Genomic DNA, 24,668 nt, shown 5'->3' with positions numbered 1-24,668 from the left:
TCACCTTTTATTGCATGCGCTTCATTAATTCATCCCATTTGCCCAAACCATTGGAGTGCCCCAGAAAAGAGCTTTGACCTCGTTGTTTGGCAAGCCATAAACCATCACCATTAAAACTGTAAATGGGTTTTAGATCGTTACGTTTGGAGGCAGGCAGTATCTTGGATTCCAAACTATCCAGAATAAGCGGCTCCGCTTCAGGAGTGGGATAGTAAGACAAAACCATATGCGCCTGATTTAATCGAGATGAGGTAACATAAGTAATTCTTAATCGTTCCGTAGGTACACCCAGGGCAATTAGCGTGAAGTATTTGATGATCGCAAAATCTTCACAATCCCCACCACCATCAATAATAAATTCCACAGGAGACTTCCAATAATCTTCTTCTTCCCGGGATTGCATATCAGATTCGTAGTTAAATTGATTAAAAAATGAATTTACCTTATCCAGTTTGACGTCTATGGATTGAGTTTCAAGGGTCTTAAGCAAATTACCCCAGGCCTTGAATCTTTTTTTAATATCGCCTTGTGACTTTTGCTCCATCTGATGAATGTTTTTTATGCTTATAAACGCTGAAGCATGGAGATCCCAGTTTATTGTATTCAAAAAAGCCAGGCACATCACCGTGATAACGCCCAGCAATCCGTTATACTTTGGGTGGCCTGTTTTTGAATGTAACAAGTAATCCTTGTACATGAGCCAGTTCCTTTAATCGTTCCATTCCATTGCCCGCATGCCCACGGTACTCATAAGGTCCAACTAATACAGACAAACGATTATCGCACTGAGTCATAAATGCTGAAAAACCAAGTCCTTGCAATCGATTAACCAGAGCAACAGCATTGCTTTTCAGTTGAAACACACCCACAGAAACATACCATAATTTAGGCGTAACCTGCTGAGGATAAGTGGTATTTTTATCAATTATTGCCTTATTAATGGGGGTTGTTTCCATATTTTTTACGGGTTGAGCCAAGAGCATAGGATGATCTGTATCATTAGGATAAGGTATTTCATCCATTTTTTTATTTAACAGTATATGTGTCTGAGCGGAGCTAAATACGTCATTATTGACCACATTAACAGGTAATCGTAATTTCAAATAAGACAGCAAATTACCCATGCCGTTGAGAATTCTAAATCGAGACAACATTTCGTCATTTTCACCCCGAGCCAGCTCAATCTCGGCCTGATAATACTCATTTTGAGAATCCAATAAATCAAGCAAAGTTCGCTTCCCAACCTTAAACTCATCTTGGTAAGCTGCACGTGTTTTTCGTGAGGCGACAACATGGGTTTTTAAAGGTTTTATTCTAAGAGCGGTAGAAGTATAAGCATTCCAGGACAACCTGATCGCTTCTTTTAATTGCAACACGCTACGGTTTTTAATTTCATAGGCTTCTTGAACCTGATAAGCTGTCTGACGCACATTGGCTTCATCTGTGCCCCCTCTAAATGCGTTATAATTCATGCGAATAGCAGCAAGATCAGAATTATTTGGCCCTATTAAACCACTAAGATTTCTGTTTTTCGAGGCGCTCAGCACCAAATCAACCTTAGGATAATAGGCTGCTCTGGCTACTTCATACTGGGCTTTAGCCTGCTTGATGTCAGCATAACTGGATTTAAGTGTTGGATGATTATCCAGACCTTTTTCCAAAGCTTTGGCCAATGTACTGGGTAATTCCTTGTCTGTGGGGATGTGAGGCCATGCCAAACGCTCAGGCCATTTTCCCACTAGCTTTGCGTAATTAATACGCACCTCTTGGAGGTTGGCTTCAGCACTGATTTTGTTCGATTCAGCCAGAGCCAGACGGGCAATAGCCTGATCCACTTCTGCCACGCGTGAAATTCCGGCATCAGCCCGTTCTTTTATCATTTTAAATACCGATTTATGGGCTTTTAGGTTATTAATGGAATAAGCATACAAGCGCTCATGCATGAGTACTGCCAGATAAGCCTTGGTAATATCCAACGCCAGATCCTCGGCAACTCCTTGTGTTTTCCATCTTTGGCTCTGAGTCAAATACTGGTTTCGCTTGACTTCGTTAACTATTCCACCGCCAGAAAACAAATTTTGTTTTAATTCAACAGCAGATTCAGTCCTGTCAAGGATTGCAACATTTGTATCGTCAATAGCTGCAGTAGTGGGGTTTAGGCTTCGCTCCCGACCAAAACCGCCTGTAACATCGATTGATGGGTAATAAGCCCCCTTGGCCTTATCAATACCTTGTTTTGCGGACAAGCCTTTCGCAGTATTGGATAAAACATCTGGATTAGAGATCATTCCATGTTGCACTGCATCGTATAAACTATCGGCGCAAACCGAAGAAGATGTAGTTAAAATTGCAAACCACAGTATCGCATGCTTCATGCCATGTCCCTTTTCCATCTATCAATTATTGGTTTTTCTCTTATTCTACTAAGTTAGTTCATGTAGCATTAACCATCAATAGATTTTGCATTCTTTTTTTATCTGTTAGTATATACAAACGCTTGATTTGATTGCCACTTTTTCATTATGTCTCTTATTTCTCCAGTTGTTTCCGTGAGTCAACTCAATAAACAGGTAAAATCCTTTCTCGAAAATGAATTGGGCCAGGTTCATGTTGAAGGAGAAATTTCAAATTTAAGCAAACCAGCATCGGGGCATTTTTATTTCACCCTCAAAGACAGTTCGGCACAGATACGCTGTGTATTTTTTAAAAACAGACATTTTGGTCCTTTTGCAGGGCAACTAAGTGATGGCAAAAAAATAGTGGCCACTGGCGTTCTCAGTTTATACGAGGCTAGAGGAGACTATCAGCTTATAGTCGAACAAATAACGGATGCCGGTTTGGGGGAACTATACCATCGTTTTGAAGAGCTTAAAAACAAACTGGCCGCCGAGGGGCTCTTCAATCCGGCCAGAAAAAAAAAGATACCGGAAATACCTCGAACTATAGGCATTATTACGTCCTCAAATGGTGCTGCGCTGCGTGATATTCTATCCACTCTGGCTCGCCGTTTTCCTCTGGCAAACATTCTTATTTATCCAAGTGAAGTACAAGGAGCGACAGCACCACAACAACTGATTCAAGCATTGCGCCATGCCAACAAATTCCCGCAATGTGACGTGCTCATCCTGGCAAGAGGTGGTGGGAGTATTGAGGATTTATGGGCTTTTAACAACGAACAGCTGGCTCGTGAAATTGCAATAAGTGTGATTCCTGTAGTTTCTGGAGTTGGACATGAGACCGACTTCACCATTGCAGATTTCGTTGCTGATTTAAGGGCTGAAACGCCAACAGCTGCTGCGGTTGCCGTTACTCCCAACTGTCTGGAACTTTGTAAACGCATAGATGATTCACTAGCTCGTTTACAAACAGCAATAACCAGGCATCTGCAACATCAGCAACTAAAAGTAAGTCATTTACTGGACAAAATCTCTTCTCCACGTCAAGCCATTATTACTTACTGGCAAAAAATCGACTATCTTGAGCGCCAATTACTTTCCAGCCAAACGCAATTTATGGCACGAATGAAACAAGATATTCATCGTTATGAAGCATTATTACATGCGCATAATCCAAGAACGCAAATCGAACAAACGCAACTGCGCATCAATCAAAACCTTGCTCAATTGATTCAGCACATAAAAAACAAAGTGATGGGATTAAGGCATCAATTAAAAAATAATTTGTCTACTTTTCACGCTGTAAGCCCCTTGGCTACTTTGGAAAGAGGATATGCAATAGCTACTTTAAACGATAAAATACTCTCTTGTGCGCAACAATTACACCTGGGTGACACAATAGAGGTGAGGCTGGCACAAGGACAAATTGCATGTAAGGTAACTGAAATTAAGGACAAAAGGGAATCATGATCAAAAGCATTTGCAGCGCTTTATTGCTATGGAGCTTATCTTCTCAACTGCTTGGGTGGGCGTTACCTGAAAACCATTCAGTCAATGGCGGATTAACCATTATTCCTGTAGACAGCAATCACCAACCCGAAGCTTATTATCAAGGAAAAAGAATACCCATTATTCCAAGCGTCAAACCCAATCAATGGTTGCTTGTGGTAGCCATACCCTTGACGAGTCGAGAACCGATTCACTATCTTGACCTAACCAAGCCAATACAATCGACCATTCCATTTCAAGTCAGCGATAAATTTTATACTACTCAGTATTTAAGAATAAAAGACATCAACAAGGTTGATCCCCAGCCTCAGGATCTTGTTCGGATCAAAAACGAAACCAAAAAATTAGCTCAGATTTATGCTCATTATTCCAATCAAAACCCATTCCAGAAAAAATATACTGCCCCGTTAAACGGAGAAATAAGCAGTCTGTTTGGTCTGAAAAGAGTATACAACAAGCAACCCAAAGACCCACACTCAGGACTGGACATCGCATCACCTGAAGGCCAACCCATCCATGCCGTGAATGACGGTGTGGTAGCGAATATCGGCGATTATTTTTTTACTGGTAAAACGGTAATTATTGACCATGGTATGGGCGTTTTTTCGCTGTATGCCCATCTGAGCAAAATTACCGTAACATCAGGCGAACGCATTAAACAGGGCAAAGAACTTGGTCTTGTTGGGATGACCGGGAGAGTCACAGGGCCGCACCTGCATTGGTCCATGATAGTCAACCAGACTCTTGTTGACCCTTTGCTCTTTGTCCCCCTGCGTCATATTGCGCTTAAACCAACAGTAAAACCACAAAAGTTGCCTAAAACAAATAATCATTCTCAGGAAAAATCATGGTGAATGAACTCTGGATCAGTGTTGATTTAATAGTCAGTCAAACACAAAATAATCTCAATACGCTTGGTATCATTCTGCTTATACCCTGGACTATTTTTTTTATCAGTCATTTTGTTACCCCAAATATTTTATTACTGGGAATAATCCCCCGTCACTTGCGTGGACTTCCTGGAATTATTTGCGCTCCCCTGCTGCATGCAAATTTCAATCACCTGTTTTTTAATTCAATTCCTTTAGTGGTGTTAAGTAATTTCGTTCTTATCAACGGGCTTGATTATTATCTGACTGTAACCCTGCTTATAACTCTGCAAAGCGGCCTGGCCATCTGGTGTTTTGCAAAACCGGGACTGCACATTGGTGCCAGCGCACTAATTACGGGTTATTGGGGATTACTGGTTTCCAATATTTATCAGCAAGGAACTTTAACTACCTTAATCCTTGGTTTGATAAGCCTGTATTATTTTGCCGGTATTTTTTTTGGAATTATTCCCAGTCGAAAAGGCGTATCCTGGGAGGGGCATTTGTTTGGATTGCTTGCCGGATTGACAACAAGCTATCTCTTGACTCTTATCTCACAGTAATTAGATGATGACTAAAGGAAATAAAACCAGGCAAGTATAAGCTACCAACTCGCCTGGGAATTAATGGGTAAATATCTAATATTTTTTATTACTCTGTGCTATCCTAAAATTAATAAATCTTGAGAAAAATCACATGTCATCATTTAAAACTCTTTTGATATCAGGAATATTAAGCATCGTTTTCTCCCCATCATTTGCAGGTGGATGTTGCAGTTCCATGGGTGGAGTAAACTATTGCGATTCCTCAGCGGGTCGTTTGGTGTGTAATAATGGTTTTTACTCTACCTGTTACTGCGACCGCCATGCCGTGATGGATTTGCAACTTTTAAAAGGATGTTGCTTATGGCAAGGCGGAGTTTCTCCTGACTATGCCTATTCTGGACTTGTTGTCTGCAATGACGGTTCCATATCAGAGGAATGCAGCAGAGAAAATCCCCAGCAAAGTGTGGCTACCTGGTAATTCCTTTATGGTGTCATTCGTCATGAACATCAGTTAGACAAAGTACGACGCTTCGGTTAGTATTGCTCTAAAAAAAATACTTCATCTTTGTTGATGAAGCTTGAATGAATGAACACCTTATGCGTTCCGAATTTTATAAATTAATGCTGGTTACTCATAGGCAGCAAACCCCCATCTCCAACTACCTGAATTTTATCAAACAATGTATTTCCTCCGGAGTTACTTGTGTTCAGTTAAGAGAAAAAAATTCCCACGAAACAGCGAAGCTGGAATTTGCTCTGGGACTAAAAGAACTTCTTGATGCTTATCAAATTCCTCTTATAATCAATGATGATGTCAATCTGGCCATAAAAATTAATGCTGATGGCGTTCATCTTGGACAAACCGATAAGAGTCCCTTAAATGCTCGAGAACTCTTGGGGAATAATCGATTTATTGGCCTTTCAATTGAGGCTGAGGATAATTTAATACAGGCGAATAATGTTGATTTAGCCTATGTTGCCGCAAGCGCTGTTTTTCCAAGTCAACACAAAAATAACCTGAAAAAAATTTGGAATATTCATGGACTTACTCATCTGTGCGCTCATTCAAAACATCCCGTAATCGGTATTGGGGGGATTAACCAGAATAATTTACCGAATGTTCTTGCGGCTGGAGCACAGGGAGTCGCGGTAATTGGCGCTCTGCATCAGGCAGCTAATCCTGCGGAAATGGCGTTAACACTACGCAAGATAATCGACCAGAGGATTTTTTAAATATGTTGGATGCAATAAAAACTTCTTTTTTGCGTATTAGAGAAAAAAAACCTTTAGTGTTGTGTTTAACGAACTACGTTACTATGGATTTTATGGCCAACAGCCTGCTTGCTCTTGGCGCAGCTCCCCTAATGACTGAAGACCCATCCGAATTAGAAGAATTAATCACTTTAAGTCAGGCAGTCTACATCAATACAGGCACTTTACATCACCAATTTACAGAAAACGCTCTTTATGCCGCTTCCATCTCACAAAAATTAAAAAAACCTGTTCTACTTGATCCTGTAGGAGCTGGAGCCAGCTCAGTAAGAACCTCTGCTGCATTAAGCATCCTTCCCTACGCCACTATTGTTCGAGGTAATGCCAGTGAAATCATGTCTTTATCCGGAATGTCTGGACTAACCAGAGGTGTTGATACCAGTCACTCAGTACATAATGCTCTAGGTAGTGCGCTCTCTTTAGCTCAGCAACATAATACTATTGTGGTCATTAGCGGGTCTGATGATGTAATAACTGATGGGGATCAGCAGCAGATCATTCCTTTTGGCTCTAATCTTATGCCTCTGATTACTGGAATGGGATGCACTATGACTGCCGTTATCAGCGCATTTGTTGCAGTGAATTCTCATTACATCAAAGCCTGTTCACAGGCAGCTGCCTATTTTAGCCTTTGTGGCCAATTAACTCACCAGCAGACCCAACTTCCCGGTACGTTCAAACAACGATTTATTGATAATTTATACATGCCGGACTGGAATTTTTTTGCTGATGCGATCAATCATTCAAGGATACACATCTAATGCGTTATAAAGCGCTATCTATTGCCGGTTTCGATGGTTCTGGCGGAGCAGGAATCCAGGCTGATCTCAAAACTTTTTCAGCCCTGGGATGTTATGGCATGACGGTTCTGACCGCATTACCAGTACAAAATACCTGCGGAGTAAGAACCTGTTATGAAATTCCCCTACAAGCAATTGAAGATCAACTCCATGCGATTTTTGATGACATCAGACCCGACAGTATTAAAATCGGGATGTTATTTAAAAGCGATATTATCAAGCTTGTTGCTTCTTTTCTGGAAAAAAGAGCGAAACATATTCCTATAGTGCTTGATCCGGTAACTGTTGCTAAAAGCGGAGATGCCTTATTGCTGCCTGAGGCAATAGATACTCTCAGCTCGGTACTCATGCCTCTTGCAACACTCATCACGCCAAACATCCCTGAAGCTTTTTCTTTCACGGATATCAATGCAGCATCAGAAGAAGAGATGATAACAGTAGCACAGAAATTATTAGAACTTGGCCCTAAACATGTATTACTCAAAGGCGGCCATCTTCAATCCACCCAATCCAATGATTTGCTTTATGGCGCAGACGGAACAGCAATATGGTATAAAAATAACAGGATTAAATCTAAAAACACGCACGGAACCGGATGCACTTTATCAGCAGCAATCGCTGCCTGCCTTGCCCAGGGCATGAGCTTGACAAATGCTTGCAGCGTAGCCAAGAACTATCTTACCGGTGCCATCGAGGCCGCAAAAGAGAGGTCAGTGGGTTGTGGTAATGGACCCGTTCATCACTTCCATCAATTATGGCCCGATCACTACAACAGTTAAGCGCCTCCCGCCTGAGTTTCCTGACTCATCCGGGATAGATCAAGAGGCATGCAAATATTATCTAACTTCGCTGTCTGAATTCTGCGTTGCTCTATCAGTTCCCCAAAACACAAAGCGCTCATCACGACTAACAAATACCCAGCTGTCGAATAACACAGGATAGTATCGGAAAATGAACCGATACAAAACGAGATTAATATTCCCCAAATAATCGGTTTTGTTTCAGTTAATTGAAAGGAGGTAATCAACAAGCTGCTTAAAAAAAACATCAGCAAGACAAAGCCAATCACTCCCTGTTCTGCTAAAGTCATCCAATATTGACTGTGGGGATCAGTCAATTCTTTTCCCCAACTGGGTACCGGGTTATCTTGTGAAAAACTGTATTTAAAACCTCCGGTACCAATTCCGACAACGGGATTTTTTTCCCACAACGATTGAGCATAATCATGAAACTGGATTCTGTATCCAAGAGAAGTATTGGCATTGTTGTGTTTTAACGCCTTGATATCCGAAAGTAAATCATGCACACGGCCATACATAATTGGACTTTCATGATACACCAAACCCAAAAGAGCGCACAAAAAAACGACACCTAACACCGCTTTTTTAATACTTAACTTCTGCATCATTAAAAAAGCCATTAAAATAAAGTACATGACGTAACCGGTTCTTCCTGTATTGATAAAAAGCACCTGATAACTCATTATTGCAAATAAAAACACATACCCTGCCCTAATCCAGCCCTGATATTTAAATGCGTACAAACTCGCTAGATAAGCAGCGAATCCCATCATAAAACCGGTAATAATATGATTATAAAATACTTCCCCAGGATCTCCGGGAGTTAAAATATGCTCTGATTTGAGCACTGAGATGATGCAGGTTACAAACATGGCGGCAAGATAACTGTTAAGGGCCAAATTTCTTATTTTTGCATGAGCAAAAGCTACTGCCAGTACCGGAAGATAGATTAACTTTGAATATTTACCAACCACGGTTAATTGCATCAAAAAAGGTGCAGGACTCCACAAACAAGCGACCATAGAGTACAACAACAAAAATAAAGACGCCCGCCCCCACAATGAATTAAAGGCATAAGGGATGAATTGATTGAAATGCGGGGTAAGTAAAATGACACCAACCGAGCAAGCAAAAAAAATGGATTTCAAACTCGGGCTTATAGGAATAAAAAACATAAATAAAGCAAACAAAATCGATGTAAACAATATCCCTTGTTCTTCTGATAATGTTACTTTCACAATCCATCCTTAGTTTCGTTAATTATTTGGGGTAGTTGATGCAAATCATTGTCTTTATAAATCTGTTTTAATCCACGATAAAAAGTACCCTGAGCACTATACACAGCAAATAAAAAGCCCAGTTTTCCATCCAAAAATCCGCGCTGTAAAATAAAACAACGGCTAAACATCCATCCGGTGTTCAGTAAAACGCCCAAAAAACCCGGTTTTTTATTTGATGCAATACGAATTTTAGCACTATACGATGAGTATTTATTGAGCTTGTACAATGCATGACTTAAATCTCTGAACGAATGATGCTGTATGGCGTTTTTTAATCTGCTAATCCGTGAATTTGGCGCTACCAGAATTTTTTCATGAACAATATCAGTACTGTAATTGGCATTCTCTCGCTTAAACAGCCGGATATGCCTTTTTGGAGAGGCTGAGTATTTTAACAGCTGATTATAGAAAAACATTTGAATGGGAACCCGAAATGCGTCAGCTGAATCTGAGGCAATCACATTTATTATTTCTTTTTGTAACTCAACACTTACTGATTCATCTGCATCAAGGTTTAATACCCAATCTCCGTTTGCTTTGGCCAGAGCTCTTTGCTTTTGCACACCATATCCCTGCCAATCAGTTTGAAACACCTTATCAGTGTATTCTTGCGCAATAGCTACTGTTTTGTCAGTACTTCCTGAATCGACAACGATAACTTCATCAGCAAAACGAACGGATTCCAGGCATCTTCGAATATTGGTCTCTTCATTTTTAGTGATAATAATTACTGTGAGCATGAACAATCAAAACGGTAGAAAAAAAATCATTATATCGACAATTAAACAATATTGTAACTGGATGACTTGCAAAATACACCAACAACCGACAGCAAAACCTGGATCATGATATGAAGATTAGCCACTGGATTATGATGCAAAAATTAAAATAAGCTTTTGGTTTCGTTGCGTGATATTTTAGTTTGCATTTTTTCTCTTTACACAACCTCCTACGCCATCCCGAAACAAAAGGCTGAGAGAGAGAAAAGTTTGGGAGTTATCGCTATCAGAATTTGCCGTCTATCATATCGCTGACTTTAACAGAAACTGGTTTCCCGAGGCCAAGCCTCGGGAATTCAAAATTAGAACACCAGGAATCAAAACACTCCCTCACGGTGATCCTGGCTATCAAAATGCAACTTGCCGTCTTTAACTCTGAGTGTCACGTGACCACCATGAATCAATTTTCCAAACAGCAGCTCATCAGCCAAAGGCTTTTTCACATTTTCCTGGATTAAGCGAGCCATAGGTCTTGCACCCATTGCCTTATCATATCCATGCTCAATCAGCCATTCACGAGCAGATTTATCCACAGTGAAGGTAACTCCCTTATGACTTAATTGCTCATCAAGCTCCATGATAAATTTATCAACAACTAATCCTATAGTCTGTGAATCCAGTGGCGCAAAATTAATTATCGCATCCAGCCTGTTTCTGAATTCCGGACTGAACTGCTTCTTAATCACTTCCAACCCATCGTGGGTATTATCCTGCTGCGAAAATCCTATGGAATTGCGCACAATTTCACTAGCACCGGCATTGCTGGTCATGACCAGGATGATGTGTCTAAAATCAGCCTGCCTGCCATTAGTATCGGTCAAAGTGCCATGATCCATTATTTGGAGCAAGAGATTAAAGACGTCAGGATGCGCTTTTTCTATCTCATCGAGTAATAATACCGCATGAGGATTTTTAGTTACCGCTTCAGTCAAAAGGCCACCTTGGTCATAGCCAACGTATCCTGGAGGAGCTCCAATTAAACGGGATACCGTATGCTTTTCCATATACTCTGACATGTCAAACCGTAACAGCTCAATACCCAACACATTAGCTAACTGGCGAGTAACTTCTGTTTTACCCACTCCAGTGGGGCCTGCAAACAAGAAACATCCCACAGGTTTTTGCGGTTCTCTAAGACCTGAACGACCTAATTTAATGGCTGATGCCAATGCAGTAATCGCCTGATCTTGTCCGTAAACCAACAACTTCAAATCACGTTCCAAATTACGCAGAGTGTCTTTGTCTCGAGCTGAAACCTTCTTAATAGGGATCCGAGCAATTTTAGCAACCACACTTTCAATTTCAGTAACACTGATGATTTTTTTACGTTTGCTTGCCGTGAGTAAATTTTGATAAGCACCTGCTTCGTCAACAACGTCTATTGCCTTATCGGGTAAAAATCGGTCATTAATGTATTTGGCAGACAATTCAGCCGCTGCTTTTAAGGAAGGGATGGTGAATTTTACCCCGTGATGCTCTTCCAAACGACCTTTTAATCCTTTAAGTATTTCAAAGGTTTCATCAATTGAAGGCTCAGAAATATCTATTTTTTGAAAACGTCTGGCCAGAGCTCTGTCTTTTTCAAAAATACCGCGATACTCCTGATAGGTTGTAGAACCGATACATTTTAATTCGCCATTAGCCAATAGAGGCTTGATCAGATTTGAGGCATCCATAACACCACCAGATGCAGCGCCTGCACCAATGATGGTATGTATTTCGTCTATAAACAACACAGCACCCTCTTGCTGACCTAATTGTTTCAATACAGCTTTCAAACGCTTCTCAAAATCACCACGATATTTTGTTCCGGCCAACAAAGCACCCAAATCGAGCGAATAAACCACGCAACCTCGAATGGCGTCAGGAATTTCGCCATCAACAATTCGGCGAGCTAATCCTTCAGCAATAGCGGTTTTACCAACGCCTGCTTCACCAACGAGTAATGGATTATTTTTTCTTCGTCTACACAAGACTTGAATGGTTCGTTGAATTTCTTCATGACGACCAATCAGCGGATCTATTTTACCCTGTTTGGCACGTCGGTTAAGATTGGTACAATAACTGTCCAGAGGAGACTCATTACCTTCGTGAGATATCATGTCGTCATCCATAGAAGAATTCATATTCTCCTGCATATCATTATTCTGATACTTGGATACACCATGAGAAATATAATTAATAACATCAAGACGGGTTATATTTTCTCTTCTGAGAAAATAGACTGCCTGGCTTTCCTGTTCACTGAATATGGCAGCCAACACGTTAGCACCAGTTACTTCAGTTTTTCCGGCAGACTGTACGTGAAATACAGCCCTTTGCAGTACTCGCTGAAATCCTAAAGTGGGCTGAGTTTCCCTGTCCAGCTCATCATCAGGGATACGAGGGGTTGTTTCGTCAATAAATTCAATCAAATCACGGCGTAGAGCCTCAATATTGGCGTCACAAGCCTGCAGCACGTTACCAGCTGCTGGGTTATCAAGCAAGGACAACAGCAAATGTTCAACGGTCATAAATTCATGACGCTTTTCTTTTGCTTCCTTGAAGGCCAGATTCAAGGTGAATTCTAGTTCTTTATTTAACATTGTCGTTGCTCCTTTCCAGCCCACCACCAGTCATTCGGGTTCCATGCTAGATAGCAATGGATGTTGATTCATTCGAGCATATTCATTTACCAGGGCGACTTTAGTTTCAGCTATGTCTCTTGTAAATACGCCACATACGCCCTTCCCTTGCATATGAACCTGTAACATCACCTGAACCGCACTTTCTTCACTTAAATGAAAAAAATGCTTCAGTACTTCTACCACAAAATCCATTGGTGTATAGTCATCATTGAGCAATACTACTTTATACTTTCTTGGCAACTTGATCTCTGTACTAAACTGAGTATCAGCTATCTCATGCCTGACAAATTCATCTAAATTCTGCCCGCTCATAACTTACTACCTCATACTATTTTTATAGACTCCCCTCACACATTTGGCCAGTAAATTTCATTAATTTTAACGAAAAAATTAGGCGTTGAAATAATCAATAACATATTGAACAGTATAATGTCAGTTTATTGTACCGATTATCAGTTCGTAGCGTGGAGGAAATCATTACCGCTTAATTTTATTGGGGTTGAATATTCCTTAAAAAAAACACCCCCTTTACCAGCGGAATCACCGTATTGAATACTCTGTATCAAGCACAATTTATAAGACGATTGTGCATGAATCACACGTTAAGAATTGGTCTAGGATTCCAGCCCTTAACGCATGATAATGAAACAATACCTTTAGAATCAAGTACAGAAAAAGACTTGATTATGCCTGCATGTGTTTGATCATTTCATCAGCAAAACCTGAGCTGCTCACCAAGGTAGCGCCAGTCATTCCGCGTTCGAAATCATAAGTCACTGTTTTTGCTTCGATAGCGCCTTCCATTCCTTTGATAATTAAATCAGCGGCCTCGGTCCAGCCCATGTGCCTTAACATCATTTCAGCAGAAAGAATAATAGAACCAGGATTAACTTTATTCTGACCGGCGTATTTGGGTGCTGTACCATGAGTTGCTTCAAACACGGCAACATCATCGCTCATATTAGCTCCTGGCGCTATACCAATACCACCTACTTGAGCCGCTAAAGCATCAGAAATGTAATCACCGTTTAGATTTAAGGTAGCAATAACACTGTACTCTTCTGGTCTAAGCAGAATTTGCTGTAAAAATGCGTCGGCAATTACATCATTGATGATGATTTGCTTGCCCGTTTTTGGATTTTTAAACTCCATCCAGGGGCCGCCCTGATACTCTTTGGCGCCAAAAAACTCTCGAGCTACCTGATAACCCCAATCTTTAAATGCACCTTCAGTAAATTTCATGATGTTCCCTTTATGAACCAGGGTAACAGTTTGTCTGTCGTTATCGATTGCATACTGAATAGCAGCTTTTACCAAACGAGTAGTCCCTTCTTTGGAGACTGGTTTCACTCCAATCCCACAATGTTCAGGAAAGCGAATTTTCTTAACGCCCATCTCATTTTGCAAAAAGGCAATGACCTTTTTTGCCTCGGCAGAATCAGCCGGCCACTCAATTCCTGCATAAATGTCTTCAGCATTTTCACGAAATATGACCATGTCTGTTTTCCAAGGCTCTCTGACTGGGCTGGGAACACCTTTGAAATAACGCACAGGACGTAAACAAGTATAAAGATCCATATCCTGACGAATTGCAACATTCAAAGAACGAATACCGCCACCAACAGGCGTAGTTAAGGGACCTTTAATAGACACCACGTACTTTTTCAATGCGTCCAAAGTTTCTTTGGGTAACCAGTGATCACTGCCATAAACCTGAGTCGCTTTTTCGCCAGCATAAACTTCCATCCAGGCGATTTTTCTTTTATTACCGTACGCTTTCTCAACCGCTGCATCGACAACACGAATCATCGGAGGTGTCACATCGACCCCAATACCATCACCTTCGATAAAAGGAATAATGGGATTATTAGGGACACGAAGAGAAAGATCAGCAGCTACTGTAATGGCTTCACCTTGTGCAGGCACTTTTATTTTATCGTATGTCATTGACCACTCCGTAAATTTGAGAGAGGTAAATCATAGCATGTGATAACACCGAATCCCAAATAGGAAATTGTAATATTGCGTATTCCAGAATTGATAGACAGACTTCTCTGCTTTTTTTATTGGATTAACCAGTCAACCAGGTATAATATCCTGCGGCAATAAACTGCGATTTTACTTTGGTTAGAGAGTATCAGTGCCGTATTCAGAGAACGCTTATGGTCTGTCACGCCAATACGATAAAAGGAATTACTCATTTAAATGAAAATATTAGCTACCGTTACCCTTTTACTCTGCCTGATGCAGTCGAGTTTTGCATTAACCAAACATGAAGAGCAACTACTCACCAAGGTTCAAAAAGAAACTTATCATTACTTTTATGAATTCGCACACCCTGAAAGTGGTATGGCTCGAGAAAGAAGCAATAAGACTTATCCCGATTACGATCCTGAATTAATTGTTACTACTGGAGGTTCAGGATTTGGTTTTATGGCAACTGTTGTTGCAGTTGAGCGGCAGTTTATTACCAGAGAACAAGGCGTAGATCACCTGCTTAAAGCGGTTCGTTTTTTGGATGAGCGAGCAGATAAATTTCATGGCATCTTTCCGCATTGGATGAATGGAGATAGCGGCAAAACTTTTGCTTTGTGGCCATATGATGACGGCAGTGATTTGGTTGAAACCGCCTTTTTATTTCAAGGCCTCTTAACTGCTCATCAGTATTTTGCTCAAAATAATTCCAAAGAAAACGAATTACGCCAAACCATTGATAAATTATGGCGTAACGCCAATTGGAATTGGCATACCAACAACACAAACGACACCCTCTTCTGGCATTGGTCACCCAATTATGAATGGCGCATGAATCATAAAATCCGGGGATGGGATGAAACCTTGATAACCTATGTATTAGCGGCAAGTTCACCCACCCACTCCATTACGAAAGAGGTGTATGATAACTGTTATAAAAATTCGCCTACCTATTACAACGGCAATGAATATTATGGCTTGAAGTTACCCCTTGGAGTTCCTTTTGGTGGTCCTTTGTTTTGGTCGCACTATTCTTTCCTTGGTCTTGACCCTAACGGTCTGACTGATGGAACGACAGATTATGCGGAACAAACCGTTGCTCACGCCAAAATAAATCATGCCTACTGCGCTGATAATCCCAAAGGATATCAAGGATACAGTAAAGACTGTTGGGGACTGAGCGCATCCGATATTGATAGTGGATATGGCGCCCAATCACCGACTCAGGATGTCGGAGTACTCACGCCCACAGCAGCCCTGGCCTCTTTTCCCTACACGCCCAAAGAGTCTATGAAGGCTTTGAAATGCTTTATCAAGCAACCCCGATTATGGAGTAATCTTGGGTTCAAAGATGCCTATAATCCAACTACCGGCTGGGTTGCCGAAGGTTCTTTAGCAATTGATCAAGGACCTATTATAGTCATGATTGAAAACTACCGCACTCAATTGCTCTGGCGTCTGTTCATGTCGCATCCTGATATCCAGCACGGGCTGAAAAAAATTGGATTTCATTCCCCCAGGATACATTAAGATGACTGACTATAAAACCTGGTGTGCCGTCCTTCTTTACGGCATTATTTCATCAGTTCACTCGCAAATCGCAGAACAAAAAGAAGCATACATTAATAACCTGCTAGCACGTATGACCTTAGCAGAAAAACTGGGTCAATTGAATTTGCTAACCGTTGGTTTAACTGCAACAGGGCCTGTCAGCAATCAGGACATTGATAATAAAATTAAAAATGGCCAGGTCGGTGCGCTGATGAATGCTTATTCACCAAAGGTTGTGAAACAGTTACAAGACCTGGCAATTAATAATTCCCGATTAAAAATCCCCTTATTGTTTGGTTTTGATGTGATTCATGGATACAGAACGGTGTTCCCTATTCCACTGGCTCAAGCGTCAAGCTGGAATCCTGAATTAATTAAAAAACTGGCTCATGCCTCGGCAGCTGAGGCAGCGCAAGACGGACTGCATTGGACCTTTAGCCCTATGGTTGATATAGTCAGGGATCCACGTTGGGGCAGAGTGATGGAATCCGCTGGAGAAGATCCCTACCTGGCAGCTCAAATAGGCGAGGCCATGGTTAAAGGTTATCAAGGCACTGATCTATCTCAACCTTCATCCATAATGGCCTGTGTCAAGCATTTTGCTTTATATGGTGGCGCTGAAGCCGGACGAGATTACAATACTGTAGACATGAGCCTGCCTCGAATGTACAACGAGTATTTGCCTCCCTATGTTGCAGCAATCAAAGCTAATGCAAAAAGTGTGATGACCTCTTTTAACGATGTCAATGGCATCCCGGCTACCGGCAATTACTGGCTGATGAACAAACTATTGCGTGATACCTATCATTTTGACGGTTTATTGGTTACTGATTATACAGCAATAAACGAAATGATGGCTCATGGTGTTGGCGATGACCAGGAAGTCACTCGTTTAGCCATGAATGCCAGCGTTGATATGGATATGGTTGGCGAGATGTATGTCAATCAGTTACCCAAGCTTGTTAATAACAAAAGTATCAAAGAGGAACAAATTGATGCCGCCGTAAAACGAGTTCTTCGTGCCAAATGGGATTTAGGGCTTTTTGAATCACCCTATCATCAAATGGACAGCCTGGCTTATGACAAAAAAAAGCATCAAGCGCTCGCTCACGAAGCGGCTTTAGAGAGCATGGTTTTATTAAAAAATAACAACCATATTCTGCCACTCAATCCCAAACAAAAAATAGCCTTCATAGGCCCCTTTGTAAAGGATGCGAATCAACAACTTGGGGAATGGCGAGCTATAGGACGTCCTGAAGAAGCAACAAGCCTGTGGCAAGCATTACAAAAAGACCAGGATGCAAAAAAAATCCTCTACGCAAAGGGCTGTAATTTTTCAGATGATAAAGAGCTAATCACCTATTTGAACCAACATGGTGGTTCGATTAAAAATGACGATCCCCAAAAACTGCTGAACGAAGCCTTGTCTATTGCCAAGAAAAGTGATGTGGTTATTGCTGTATTGGGTGAGCCTTTTGGCATGAGTGGCGAAGCGGCCAGCCGTACCCGAATTGGTTTATTACCCAATCAATCGGATTTATTGAAAGAACTAAAAAAACTTGATAAACCTTTAGTTTTGGTATTAATGAACGGACGACCGTTAACTCTGGAATGGCCACATCACCATGTGGATGCCATCATTGAAGCCTGGTATGGCGGTAGCGAAGCTGGCCCTGCTTTGGCTGATATTCTATTCGGTCGGTACAATCCTTCAGGTAAATTAACCATGACTTTCCCTCGCCATGTTGGTCAAATCCCAATTTATTATAATGCCAAGCCAACAGGACGGCCTTACCGCCAACCCAACCTGCGATTTGGCGAAAAATATAAAAGCAAATACATCGATGAATCCAACTTACCACGATATCCTTTTGGTTATGGCTTAAGTTATACCCAGTTCGAATACCAGGACTTAAAATTAAGCTCATCTGTATTACACAAAAATACCCCAATAACGGCCTCGGTTACAGTAACCAACAAAGGTTCATATCCCGGTCACGAAATTATCCAACTGTATCTCCATGACAAAATTGCATCAACAACTCAGCCAGAAAAGCAACTCAAAGGGTTTAGAAAAATCTTTTTAAGACCCGGGGAATCCCAATTGATTCAATTTACTATCAACGAATCCATGCTCCGGTTTTATAATGCCCGTTTGGATTATGTTTCCGAACCAGGCGAATTTGAGCTGTACATAGGCCCTGACTCACAAACAAATAAGAAAATATCTTTTAGTTACTCGTCTGATGGATGAAACGCGATTAACGGGGCATTTTTTCAGCTAAAAATTAACCGCAGTTGCAGGTAACCATTCTTCAAAAACTCAATAAACAAATAAACTGTCATGCCCACAAAAGCAGGCAACCATTCCTTAGAAGAATCCCAAACCCAAATCAAACCAGTGAAGATTATTTTGCTCGATGTGGTTTATTTTCCTCTATCGTTCCCATTTTTAGATGCGTTTTTCTCTGTTTATTGCTATATAGTGATCCGAATGACCGAGATTATCTGCTGTTTAATGTGGTTGCTTCGCAACACTATTTAATCCCCCTCACCCTTAATCCCTCTCCCCCATGCTGCGCACGGTGGAGAGGGGAAAATTCGTTAAGCTCAATTAAGTATGTCGAGAATTACGATTGTTTTACTTGATATAGTCTATTTTCCACTGTCGTTTGCATTTTTTGATGCGTTTTTCACGGGTTATTGCTACATAAGGATCCGAATGAATTTTACAATAAACTCAATAGTACCTCCTTATAATTGCGACCGAGATTATCTGATGTTTCTTGTAGGTCAGCACGTTATCTCAATTTACTTCCGTGCCAAACCAGATATAGTTGCCCGCATTTTTAAACGCAAGAAAATCCGGCTGATCGCAATAAGGATTAGTATGACCAACCAATACAGCTTTATGAGCAGGATAAGTCGATTGTGAACAGTGATTTAGAGCCCCGTAACTCTCCACGTACTTAATTGAACTTAACGCATTTTCCCCTCTCCACCGTGCACAGCATGGGGGAGAGGGATTAGGGGGGTCCGACCCGGACACATCAGTAACAAAAGTGACCAGACACATGGGTAACAGTTAACATTCATACAGACGAGAAGCCCGTAACTCTACACGTACTTAATTGAGCTTAACGCATTTTCCCCTCTCCACCGTGCACAGCATGGGGGAGAGGGATCAAGGGTGAGGGGGATTAAATAGTGTTGCGAAGCAACCTCATTATTTTATTTGGTAAGCTCAACTAAGTAAGTAGATAATTACAATTTTTTTACTCGATAAACTTTATTGTCCATTGTCGTTTCGATTTTCCAATAATACTCCGTTTGCAAGCGTACACGCTGCTGTCATGACTGATTACAAATCAGGCATGTTCCAGCATTTTTATTTGTTCGTACAACTGATCATAACCAGCCTCTACGTTGATGTATTCACTCTTAGCCAAAAATATGGAAAGAGAACCGTCATCGGTGGCAGAGGGTTTTTGTAATATTCCGTTAAAACCTTGTAATTTTAAACGAATATAGTCGCTTAATTTTGTTACCAGATAAAAATTTCGAAAATAATTTTGCGGACTGATATGTACGGCTTTAGCGTCCTTTGCCAATTCATGGCCAGGCAAATAATCTTTTAAAGAGTAGGAAGAGTTATTATGTACCGCAATTATTTTTCCATCAGGCAATAATTCTTTAATTTTATTTGCTAATTTTTTTACTTCTCTATGCGCCTCAGGAGAATAAGAACTGTAGTGAATTAGTGTTTTTTTAATCCCATTATCGGTATATATTCGGTTGGGATCAAATTCATAGCGTTTGTTGTTTAAATGAAAAACAATAGTTCGTCCGCCAGAGTGGATTAACGTAATCAGACTTCCCCCATCCTTACGAATTACCGCCTTTGCAGCCTTTAAAGCAGTCTGTTCATTGCGGTGAACATGGACATAGGTTTTTTCACCCTTACCAACGGTTTGTTGCACAACAACCCGCTCATCACCAACCATTACCTTATGATTAATCGCACAGCCAGACTGAACCAAAACCAACAAAACAAGCAACATCCATTTCATGAACAAATTTCACCATAAAGAGTAAATTTGCATCATTGTATAGTGATAAAATGCGAAATACAATCAATACGGTCTATTGGACTCTAAATAACCTTAATCCCGAAGCTAATGAAGCTCTCCCCAAAATGGTAAGTCTTCAAACGAGAAGAACCCACGCCAAGCCCTTTAATAATTGATGCAGTGCATTTAAATACCAACCCTCTGTAACAAGATACAAAAAGTTGTTGCCATTAACACCATGCTCAGCCAGCCTTGGAACTAATCTGCTTTGCAGCAAAAAAGCATATCATAATCGTGAAACAGTTGTCTAAAATACGAAAAAAATCTACCATTAGCATCTGTTTTCGTTGACTGTATTAATCCCATGCCCCAAATAATTCTTTTTAATAAACCCTATGGGGTTGTCACACAATTTACCGGTGCAGCACACGAGGAAACCCTTGCAGCATACATCGATATACCCAATTTTTACGCAGCGGGGCGTTTGGATAAAAATAGCGAGGGTTTACTGTTATTAACGAACGATGGCGCTTTACAACACCGTTTAACGCATCCTAAGTTTGAAAAAAAGAAATATTATTGGGTCCAGGTGGAAGGGGCACCAAAAGATAGTGATTTAAATCCTCTACGAAAAGGATTAACCGTAGGAGCACATGATTTTTTGCCTGCGGAGGTTCAGCTAATCCCTGAACCCGCCCTCTGGCCTCGAACGCCGCCAATCCGTGTACGCAAAGCCATCCCCACCAGCTGGTTAGAAATCATCTTAAAGGAAGGTAAAAATCATCAAATACGCAAAATGACAGCAGCCATTGGGTTTCCTACCTTAAGACTGGTAAGGCACCGAATTGGCGATTGGCAGTTAGGTACATTACAACCAGGCGAATTTATTATGAAGGCATAATACAACCCACAACTAACTCTACAGTTAAAAGTCCAGATAAAGTCTGATTTTGTTGTCTTGAACACAAGTATGAAAACATACTGGTGTTATCAGCACTACATTATCGATATACCAAACGGGTCAGCAAGGAGCCATCACCTAATAAACGTATCCAGGGCCAGAAAAACATTCCTAAAAGAGCACTTGCTAAAGGCGTGAATAAGCTGTAATGAAAACCTAGCAATCCATCGATAAAAGAAATAACGGATTGATATAATAAACAAAAAAATCCAATAAGGCATATTTGCTGCATCATAGAAAAAAACTGAAATCGTCTTGATTTGGTGGACGCAATCCAGGTTACCAGCAACAAAGCAAATGAATGTTCACCAATCACAGAAGACATAAGAACATCCAACAAAAGTCCGGTAAATAAAAGTGCTGTTAATCTGAAATTACCAGGTAAATAATATTCAATATATAAAATCAACAACAAAACCCAAGGTGGACGAAACGCCGACAACCACTCCGGCAAAGGCAAGATGGATAAAACCAAGGCGCCAACAAATCCGACCAACAACCTCAGACCAAGATTCTTCATTAAGCTGGCTCCTGGACATTCAATCGTTCGTTAATTTGCTGTGTTAATTCCTCTTGCTCAGGATCTGGCCAAATTAGAAGAACCAGCCTATTATGGTTCAATAAAGCAACTGGACTTACCATGACTCTGACAAAATCGTCACCCGGAATGCTGTTAACACGCTCAACACGTCCCACCGGATATCCTTCTGGATAACGTCGCCCTAACCCGGAAGTCACCAAAACATCACCAGGATGTATGGATGAAGTTTTAGGTAAATTAATCAGTGAGAGTTGATCAATACTGTTATTGCCAACGAGGATCGCTCTCTCTCCGGTGCGATTATTTCTTACAGGCACCGCACTTTTAGAATCAGAGATAAGCAATACTGTACTGGTCATTGGGCCTACGTCAATAACCTGACCCATAACCCCTTTTGCATCAAGAACTGGCTGACCCGAGTAAACGCCATCACGGGTTCCTTTATTTAGCACGACAATTTGCCGAGAATGATTGGTGTCAACAGCAAGGATTTGAGCGGCCATGGCACGCATATCAGCTTGAGATGAGGTCAATAACAGTTCTTTAAGTTGTAAATTTTCTTTTTGAATGATTAACAATTTTTGCAATTCCGCTTCCAGCATGATTTGCTGATAACGCAACCGCATGTTTTCATCTATGAGTGCTTTTTTGGCGCTAACCAGCGATTGAACCCAGCCAACTACCCTGACAGGATAATCAACGACATACTGCAAAGGAGATACAACTAAAGAAAAACCACTCCGAACATTATCAAGATGGTGATAATGGTAATCAGAAATCATCATGGCAACAGAAAAAAACAGAGCAAACACAAATCCGATAGAACTGTGTCCGCTCTTGATAAATAATCTGTTATGTCTACTATTCTGTTGAGAGGAAATCACCGCCACGCAAATCCATGGTTTCCAAAGCTTTACCACCACCTCGAGCAACACAGGTTAATGGATCTTCGGCAATTAATACAGGTAAGCCTGTCTCTTCCATTAGTAAGGTGTCTATGTTTTTCAACAATGCCCCGCCTCCGGTCAAAACCATACCACGTTCAGCAATATCTGCTGCCAATTCTGGTGGAGCTAATTCCAATGCGGCTCGCACTGCACCTACTATACCGGATAATGGTTCTTGTAATGCTTCAAGAATTTCTGCGCTGGTCAGAGTAAAGCTGCGTGGCACACCTTCGGCAAGATTTCGTCCACGAACTTCAATCTCAAACAAATCGCGGCTTGGAAATGCAGAACCAATCTCGTGCTTAATACGCTCTGCTGTTGTTTCACCAATCAGGGTGCCGTAGTTGCGACGAACATAAGACACAATGGCATCATCGAACTTGTCGCCACCTATACGTACGGACTGATGATAAACAATACCGCTTAAAGAAATGATAGCAACTTCAGTGGTACCACCACCAATATCCACTACCATAGAGCCACTCGCCTCTTCTACTGGCATTCCAGAACCCAACGCAGCCGCCATAGGCTCTTCAATAAGAAACACTTCTCTTGCCCCAGCACCCATAGCAGACTCACGGATAGCGCGACGCTCAACCTGAGTTGAACCACAGGGAACACAAACCAGAACTCTCGGACTGGGTCTTAGAAATTTATTTTCATGCACTTTATGAATAAAGTGCTGCAGCATTTTCTCAGTTACGAAAAAATCGGCAATGACGCCATCTTTCATAGGTCTGATTGCGTTAATATTACCGGGAGTCCGACCTAACATGCGTTTTGCTTCAATACCCACAGCGGCAACCCGCTTTTGGCCTGATTCATTTCGCAAAGCAACCACGGAAGGCTCGTTAAGGACAATGCCCTTATCCCGAACATAAATCAATGTATTTGCTGTTCCCAAGTCGATTGATAAATCGTTAGAAAACACGCCCCTTAATTTTCTGAACATATGCAGTAAGATCCCGTTCTTCTCTTTGGTTGCTACTTTATCCTATATTCGAGTAAAAATCGACTGTTCAATTGTAAGAAATTTAAATAATTGCGTAAATTTTGAGGTTACATCAATCCTGAAAAAATCAATACCCGCAGGGATCTTGAAGTTGTATTTATTTTCTCATTCATACATGTATAAAAAAAATTATTCTTATCAGACAGAAATCAAACGCCACCCCAAACCATTGTGAGTCAGACACAAACAAAACGGTACATCTACACGACTAAACTCAAGCAACAACATGGGCTGGCCATAAAATTAAAGGACAAAATTAACATTCAAGGACAAGAGTAGCAAAAGGCGCAATGGACTGATGATAATCTTACTGCAATTATCCTTGAACCTCATCCTGCCTTAATTGATAACAAACACCTCTTTCAATTTTTGTCGGTTGGTATCCATAAACCGCTGCCCAAATCCTTTCACTTCAGCGAGTTCTTCAATCGATTTAAACCCTTTGTGACTCTCTCTGTAAGCAATAATGGCTTGTGCTCGCTTTTTACCAATGCCTTTAAAGGAACCGGTAAGTGTGGCTAATCCTGCCCTGTTGAGATCTATTTTGACTGGCGCAGCCAGGTGATGATCTTGAGTTTTTTTAGGGACAGTATTTGCCTGAGCAGGAATGGTTACAACGAGTAATGATAATAATACAGCAATAAATCTTGCGTTCATGATATTCTCCTAATTGTTGGACTAAAACGGCTCGTTCCAGAGCCGTTGTGCAGTATCCCAATATTTTACCCAACTGTC

General features: G+C 41.0%; 22 protein-coding genes. 10 read left to right on the top strand and 12 right to left on the bottom strand.

Annotated features, from left to right (window positions below; genetic code table 11):
- Positions 1–7: 7 nt before the first annotated feature.
- Together Lwor_RS12795 and Lwor_RS12790 are read right to left on the bottom strand one after the other, a co-directional pair.
- Positions 8–697 carry a transglutaminase-like cysteine peptidase gene (locus Lwor_RS12795; protein WP_083501636.1) on the bottom strand — a complete coding sequence of 230 codons (690 nt, stop codon included), beginning with the start codon at positions 695–697 and terminating at the stop codon, positions 8–10.
- Positions 648–2,375, bottom strand: a complete 1,728-nt coding sequence (locus tag Lwor_RS12790; protein ID WP_058494262.1) for a TolC family outer membrane protein — start codon at positions 2,373–2,375, stop codon at positions 648–650. The genes Lwor_RS12795 and Lwor_RS12790 overlap by 50 nt, the downstream gene beginning before the upstream one ends.
- A 147-nt stretch (positions 2,376–2,522) precedes the next feature.
- On the opposite strand from Lwor_RS12790, the gene xseA reads away from it, so the two are divergent.
- The 7 genes from xseA to thiD all read left to right on the top strand — a co-directional run bounded on the left by xseA (position 2,523) and on the right by thiD (position 8,170).
- The gene (gene xseA, locus Lwor_RS12785; protein ID WP_058494261.1) at positions 2,523–3,866 is read left to right on the top strand and encodes an exodeoxyribonuclease VII large subunit; all 1,344 of its coding nucleotides are present in this window, start codon (positions 2,523–2,525) and stop codon (positions 3,864–3,866) included.
- Positions 3,863–4,759 (top strand): M23 family metallopeptidase, encoded by an 897-nt coding sequence (locus Lwor_RS12780; RefSeq protein ID WP_058494260.1) that lies wholly within the window; start codon positions 3,863–3,865, stop codon positions 4,757–4,759. The genes xseA and Lwor_RS12780 overlap by 4 nt, the downstream gene beginning before the upstream one ends.
- Positions 4,753–5,337 carry a rhomboid family intramembrane serine protease gene (locus Lwor_RS12775; protein WP_058494259.1) on the top strand — a complete coding sequence of 195 codons (585 nt, stop codon included), beginning with the start codon at positions 4,753–4,755 and terminating at the stop codon, positions 5,335–5,337. Before Lwor_RS12780 ends, Lwor_RS12775 begins: the two co-directional genes overlap by 7 nt.
- 133 nt (positions 5,338–5,470) lie before the next feature.
- Positions 5,471–5,797: a hypothetical protein gene (locus Lwor_RS12770; protein WP_058494258.1), complete on the top strand. Its 327-nt coding sequence runs from the start codon at positions 5,471–5,473 to the stop codon at positions 5,795–5,797.
- A 104-nt stretch (positions 5,798–5,901) separates the two neighbouring features.
- The gene (gene thiE / locus Lwor_RS12765) at positions 5,902–6,552 is read left to right on the top strand and encodes a thiamine phosphate synthase (RefSeq protein ID WP_083501635.1); all 651 of its coding nucleotides are present in this window, start codon (positions 5,902–5,904) and stop codon (positions 6,550–6,552) included.
- A 2-nt stretch (positions 6,553–6,554) separates the two neighbouring features.
- On the top strand, positions 6,555–7,352 hold the full coding sequence (gene thiM / locus Lwor_RS12760; protein ID WP_058494256.1) for a hydroxyethylthiazole kinase: 798 nt from the start codon (positions 6,555–6,557) through the stop codon (positions 7,350–7,352).
- The gene (gene thiD / locus Lwor_RS12755) at positions 7,352–8,170 is read left to right on the top strand and encodes a bifunctional hydroxymethylpyrimidine kinase/phosphomethylpyrimidine kinase (protein WP_058494255.1); all 819 of its coding nucleotides are present in this window, start codon (positions 7,352–7,354) and stop codon (positions 8,168–8,170) included. Before thiM ends, thiD begins: the two co-directional genes overlap by 1 nt.
- Here thiD and Lwor_RS12750 read toward each other — a convergent pair.
- From Lwor_RS12750 to icd, 5 genes are all read right to left on the bottom strand, one after another.
- Complete coding sequence (locus Lwor_RS12750) at positions 8,167–9,429, bottom strand: O-antigen ligase family protein (RefSeq protein WP_058494254.1); 1,263 nt, start codon at positions 9,427–9,429, stop codon at positions 8,167–8,169. The genes thiD and Lwor_RS12750 overlap by 4 nt on opposite strands.
- Complete coding sequence (locus tag Lwor_RS12745; protein ID WP_058494253.1) at positions 9,426–10,211, bottom strand: glycosyltransferase family 2 protein; 786 nt, start codon at positions 10,209–10,211, stop codon at positions 9,426–9,428. The genes Lwor_RS12750 and Lwor_RS12745 overlap by 4 nt, the downstream gene beginning before the upstream one ends.
- A 356-nt stretch (positions 10,212–10,567) precedes the next feature.
- Entirely contained in the window at positions 10,568–12,835 is a 2,268-nt protein-coding gene (gene clpA, locus Lwor_RS12740) for an ATP-dependent Clp protease ATP-binding subunit ClpA (protein ID WP_058494252.1), read from the bottom strand.
- A 30-nt stretch (positions 12,836–12,865) separates the two neighbouring features.
- Positions 12,866–13,189: an ATP-dependent Clp protease adapter ClpS gene (gene clpS, locus Lwor_RS12735; protein WP_058494251.1), complete on the bottom strand. Its 324-nt coding sequence runs from the start codon at positions 13,187–13,189 to the stop codon at positions 12,866–12,868.
- A gap of 372 nt (positions 13,190–13,561) precedes the next feature.
- Positions 13,562–14,824 (bottom strand): NADP-dependent isocitrate dehydrogenase, encoded by a 1,263-nt coding sequence (gene icd / locus Lwor_RS12730; RefSeq protein WP_058494250.1) that lies wholly within the window; start codon positions 14,822–14,824, stop codon positions 13,562–13,564.
- Between the two features lie 258 nt (positions 14,825–15,082).
- Here icd and Lwor_RS12725 point away from each other — a divergent pair, with 258 nt between their 5' ends.
- Positions 15,083–16,381 (top strand): glucoamylase family protein, encoded by a 1,299-nt coding sequence (locus Lwor_RS12725; RefSeq protein WP_058494249.1) that lies wholly within the window; start codon positions 15,083–15,085, stop codon positions 16,379–16,381.
- Between the two features lies 1 nt (position 16,382).
- Positions 16,383–18,656: a beta-glucosidase BglX gene (gene bglX, locus Lwor_RS12720; protein WP_058494248.1), complete on the top strand. Its 2,274-nt coding sequence runs from the start codon at positions 16,383–16,385 to the stop codon at positions 18,654–18,656.
- A 1,114-nt stretch (positions 18,657–19,770) separates the two neighbouring features.
- On the opposite strand, the gene Lwor_RS12715 is transcribed toward bglX, so the two are convergent.
- Entirely contained in the window at positions 19,771–20,472 is a 702-nt protein-coding gene (locus Lwor_RS12715) for a protein tyrosine phosphatase (protein WP_115091050.1), read from the bottom strand.
- Positions 20,473–20,836: 364 nt separating this feature from the next.
- Between Lwor_RS12715 and Lwor_RS12710 the strand changes: the two genes are divergently transcribed.
- Positions 20,837–21,373: a pseudouridine synthase gene (locus Lwor_RS12710; RefSeq protein WP_058494247.1), complete on the top strand. Its 537-nt coding sequence runs from the start codon at positions 20,837–20,839 to the stop codon at positions 21,371–21,373.
- A gap of 100 nt (positions 21,374–21,473) precedes the next feature.
- Here Lwor_RS12710 and mreD read toward each other — a convergent pair whose 3' ends face one another.
- The 4 genes from mreD to Lwor_RS12690 all read right to left on the bottom strand — a co-directional run bounded on the left by mreD (position 21,474) and on the right by Lwor_RS12690 (position 24,590).
- Positions 21,474–21,953 carry a rod shape-determining protein MreD gene (gene mreD, locus Lwor_RS12705; protein ID WP_058494246.1) on the bottom strand — a complete coding sequence of 160 codons (480 nt, stop codon included), beginning with the start codon at positions 21,951–21,953 and terminating at the stop codon, positions 21,474–21,476.
- Positions 21,953–22,858 carry a rod shape-determining protein MreC gene (gene mreC, locus Lwor_RS12700; RefSeq protein ID WP_058494245.1) on the bottom strand — a complete coding sequence of 302 codons (906 nt, stop codon included), beginning with the start codon at positions 22,856–22,858 and terminating at the stop codon, positions 21,953–21,955. Before mreC ends, mreD begins: the two co-directional genes overlap by 1 nt.
- On the bottom strand, positions 22,836–23,873 hold the full coding sequence (locus Lwor_RS12695; protein WP_018577556.1) for a rod shape-determining protein: 1,038 nt from the start codon (positions 23,871–23,873) through the stop codon (positions 22,836–22,838). The genes mreC and Lwor_RS12695 overlap by 23 nt, the downstream gene beginning before the upstream one ends.
- A gap of 399 nt (positions 23,874–24,272) precedes the next feature.
- On the bottom strand, positions 24,273–24,590 hold the full coding sequence (locus Lwor_RS12690; protein WP_058494244.1) for a ComEA family DNA-binding protein: 318 nt from the start codon (positions 24,588–24,590) through the stop codon (positions 24,273–24,275).
- Between the last annotated feature and the right edge of the window lie 78 nt (positions 24,591–24,668).

The sequence above is a fragment of the Legionella worsleiensis genome, assembly GCF_001467535.1.
Classification (GTDB): Bacteria; Pseudomonadota; Gammaproteobacteria; order Legionellales; family Legionellaceae; genus Legionella; species Legionella worsleiensis.
The sequence above is the reverse complement of the archived record's forward strand: the minus strand, read 5'-3'. Positions and strand labels throughout refer to the sequence as shown.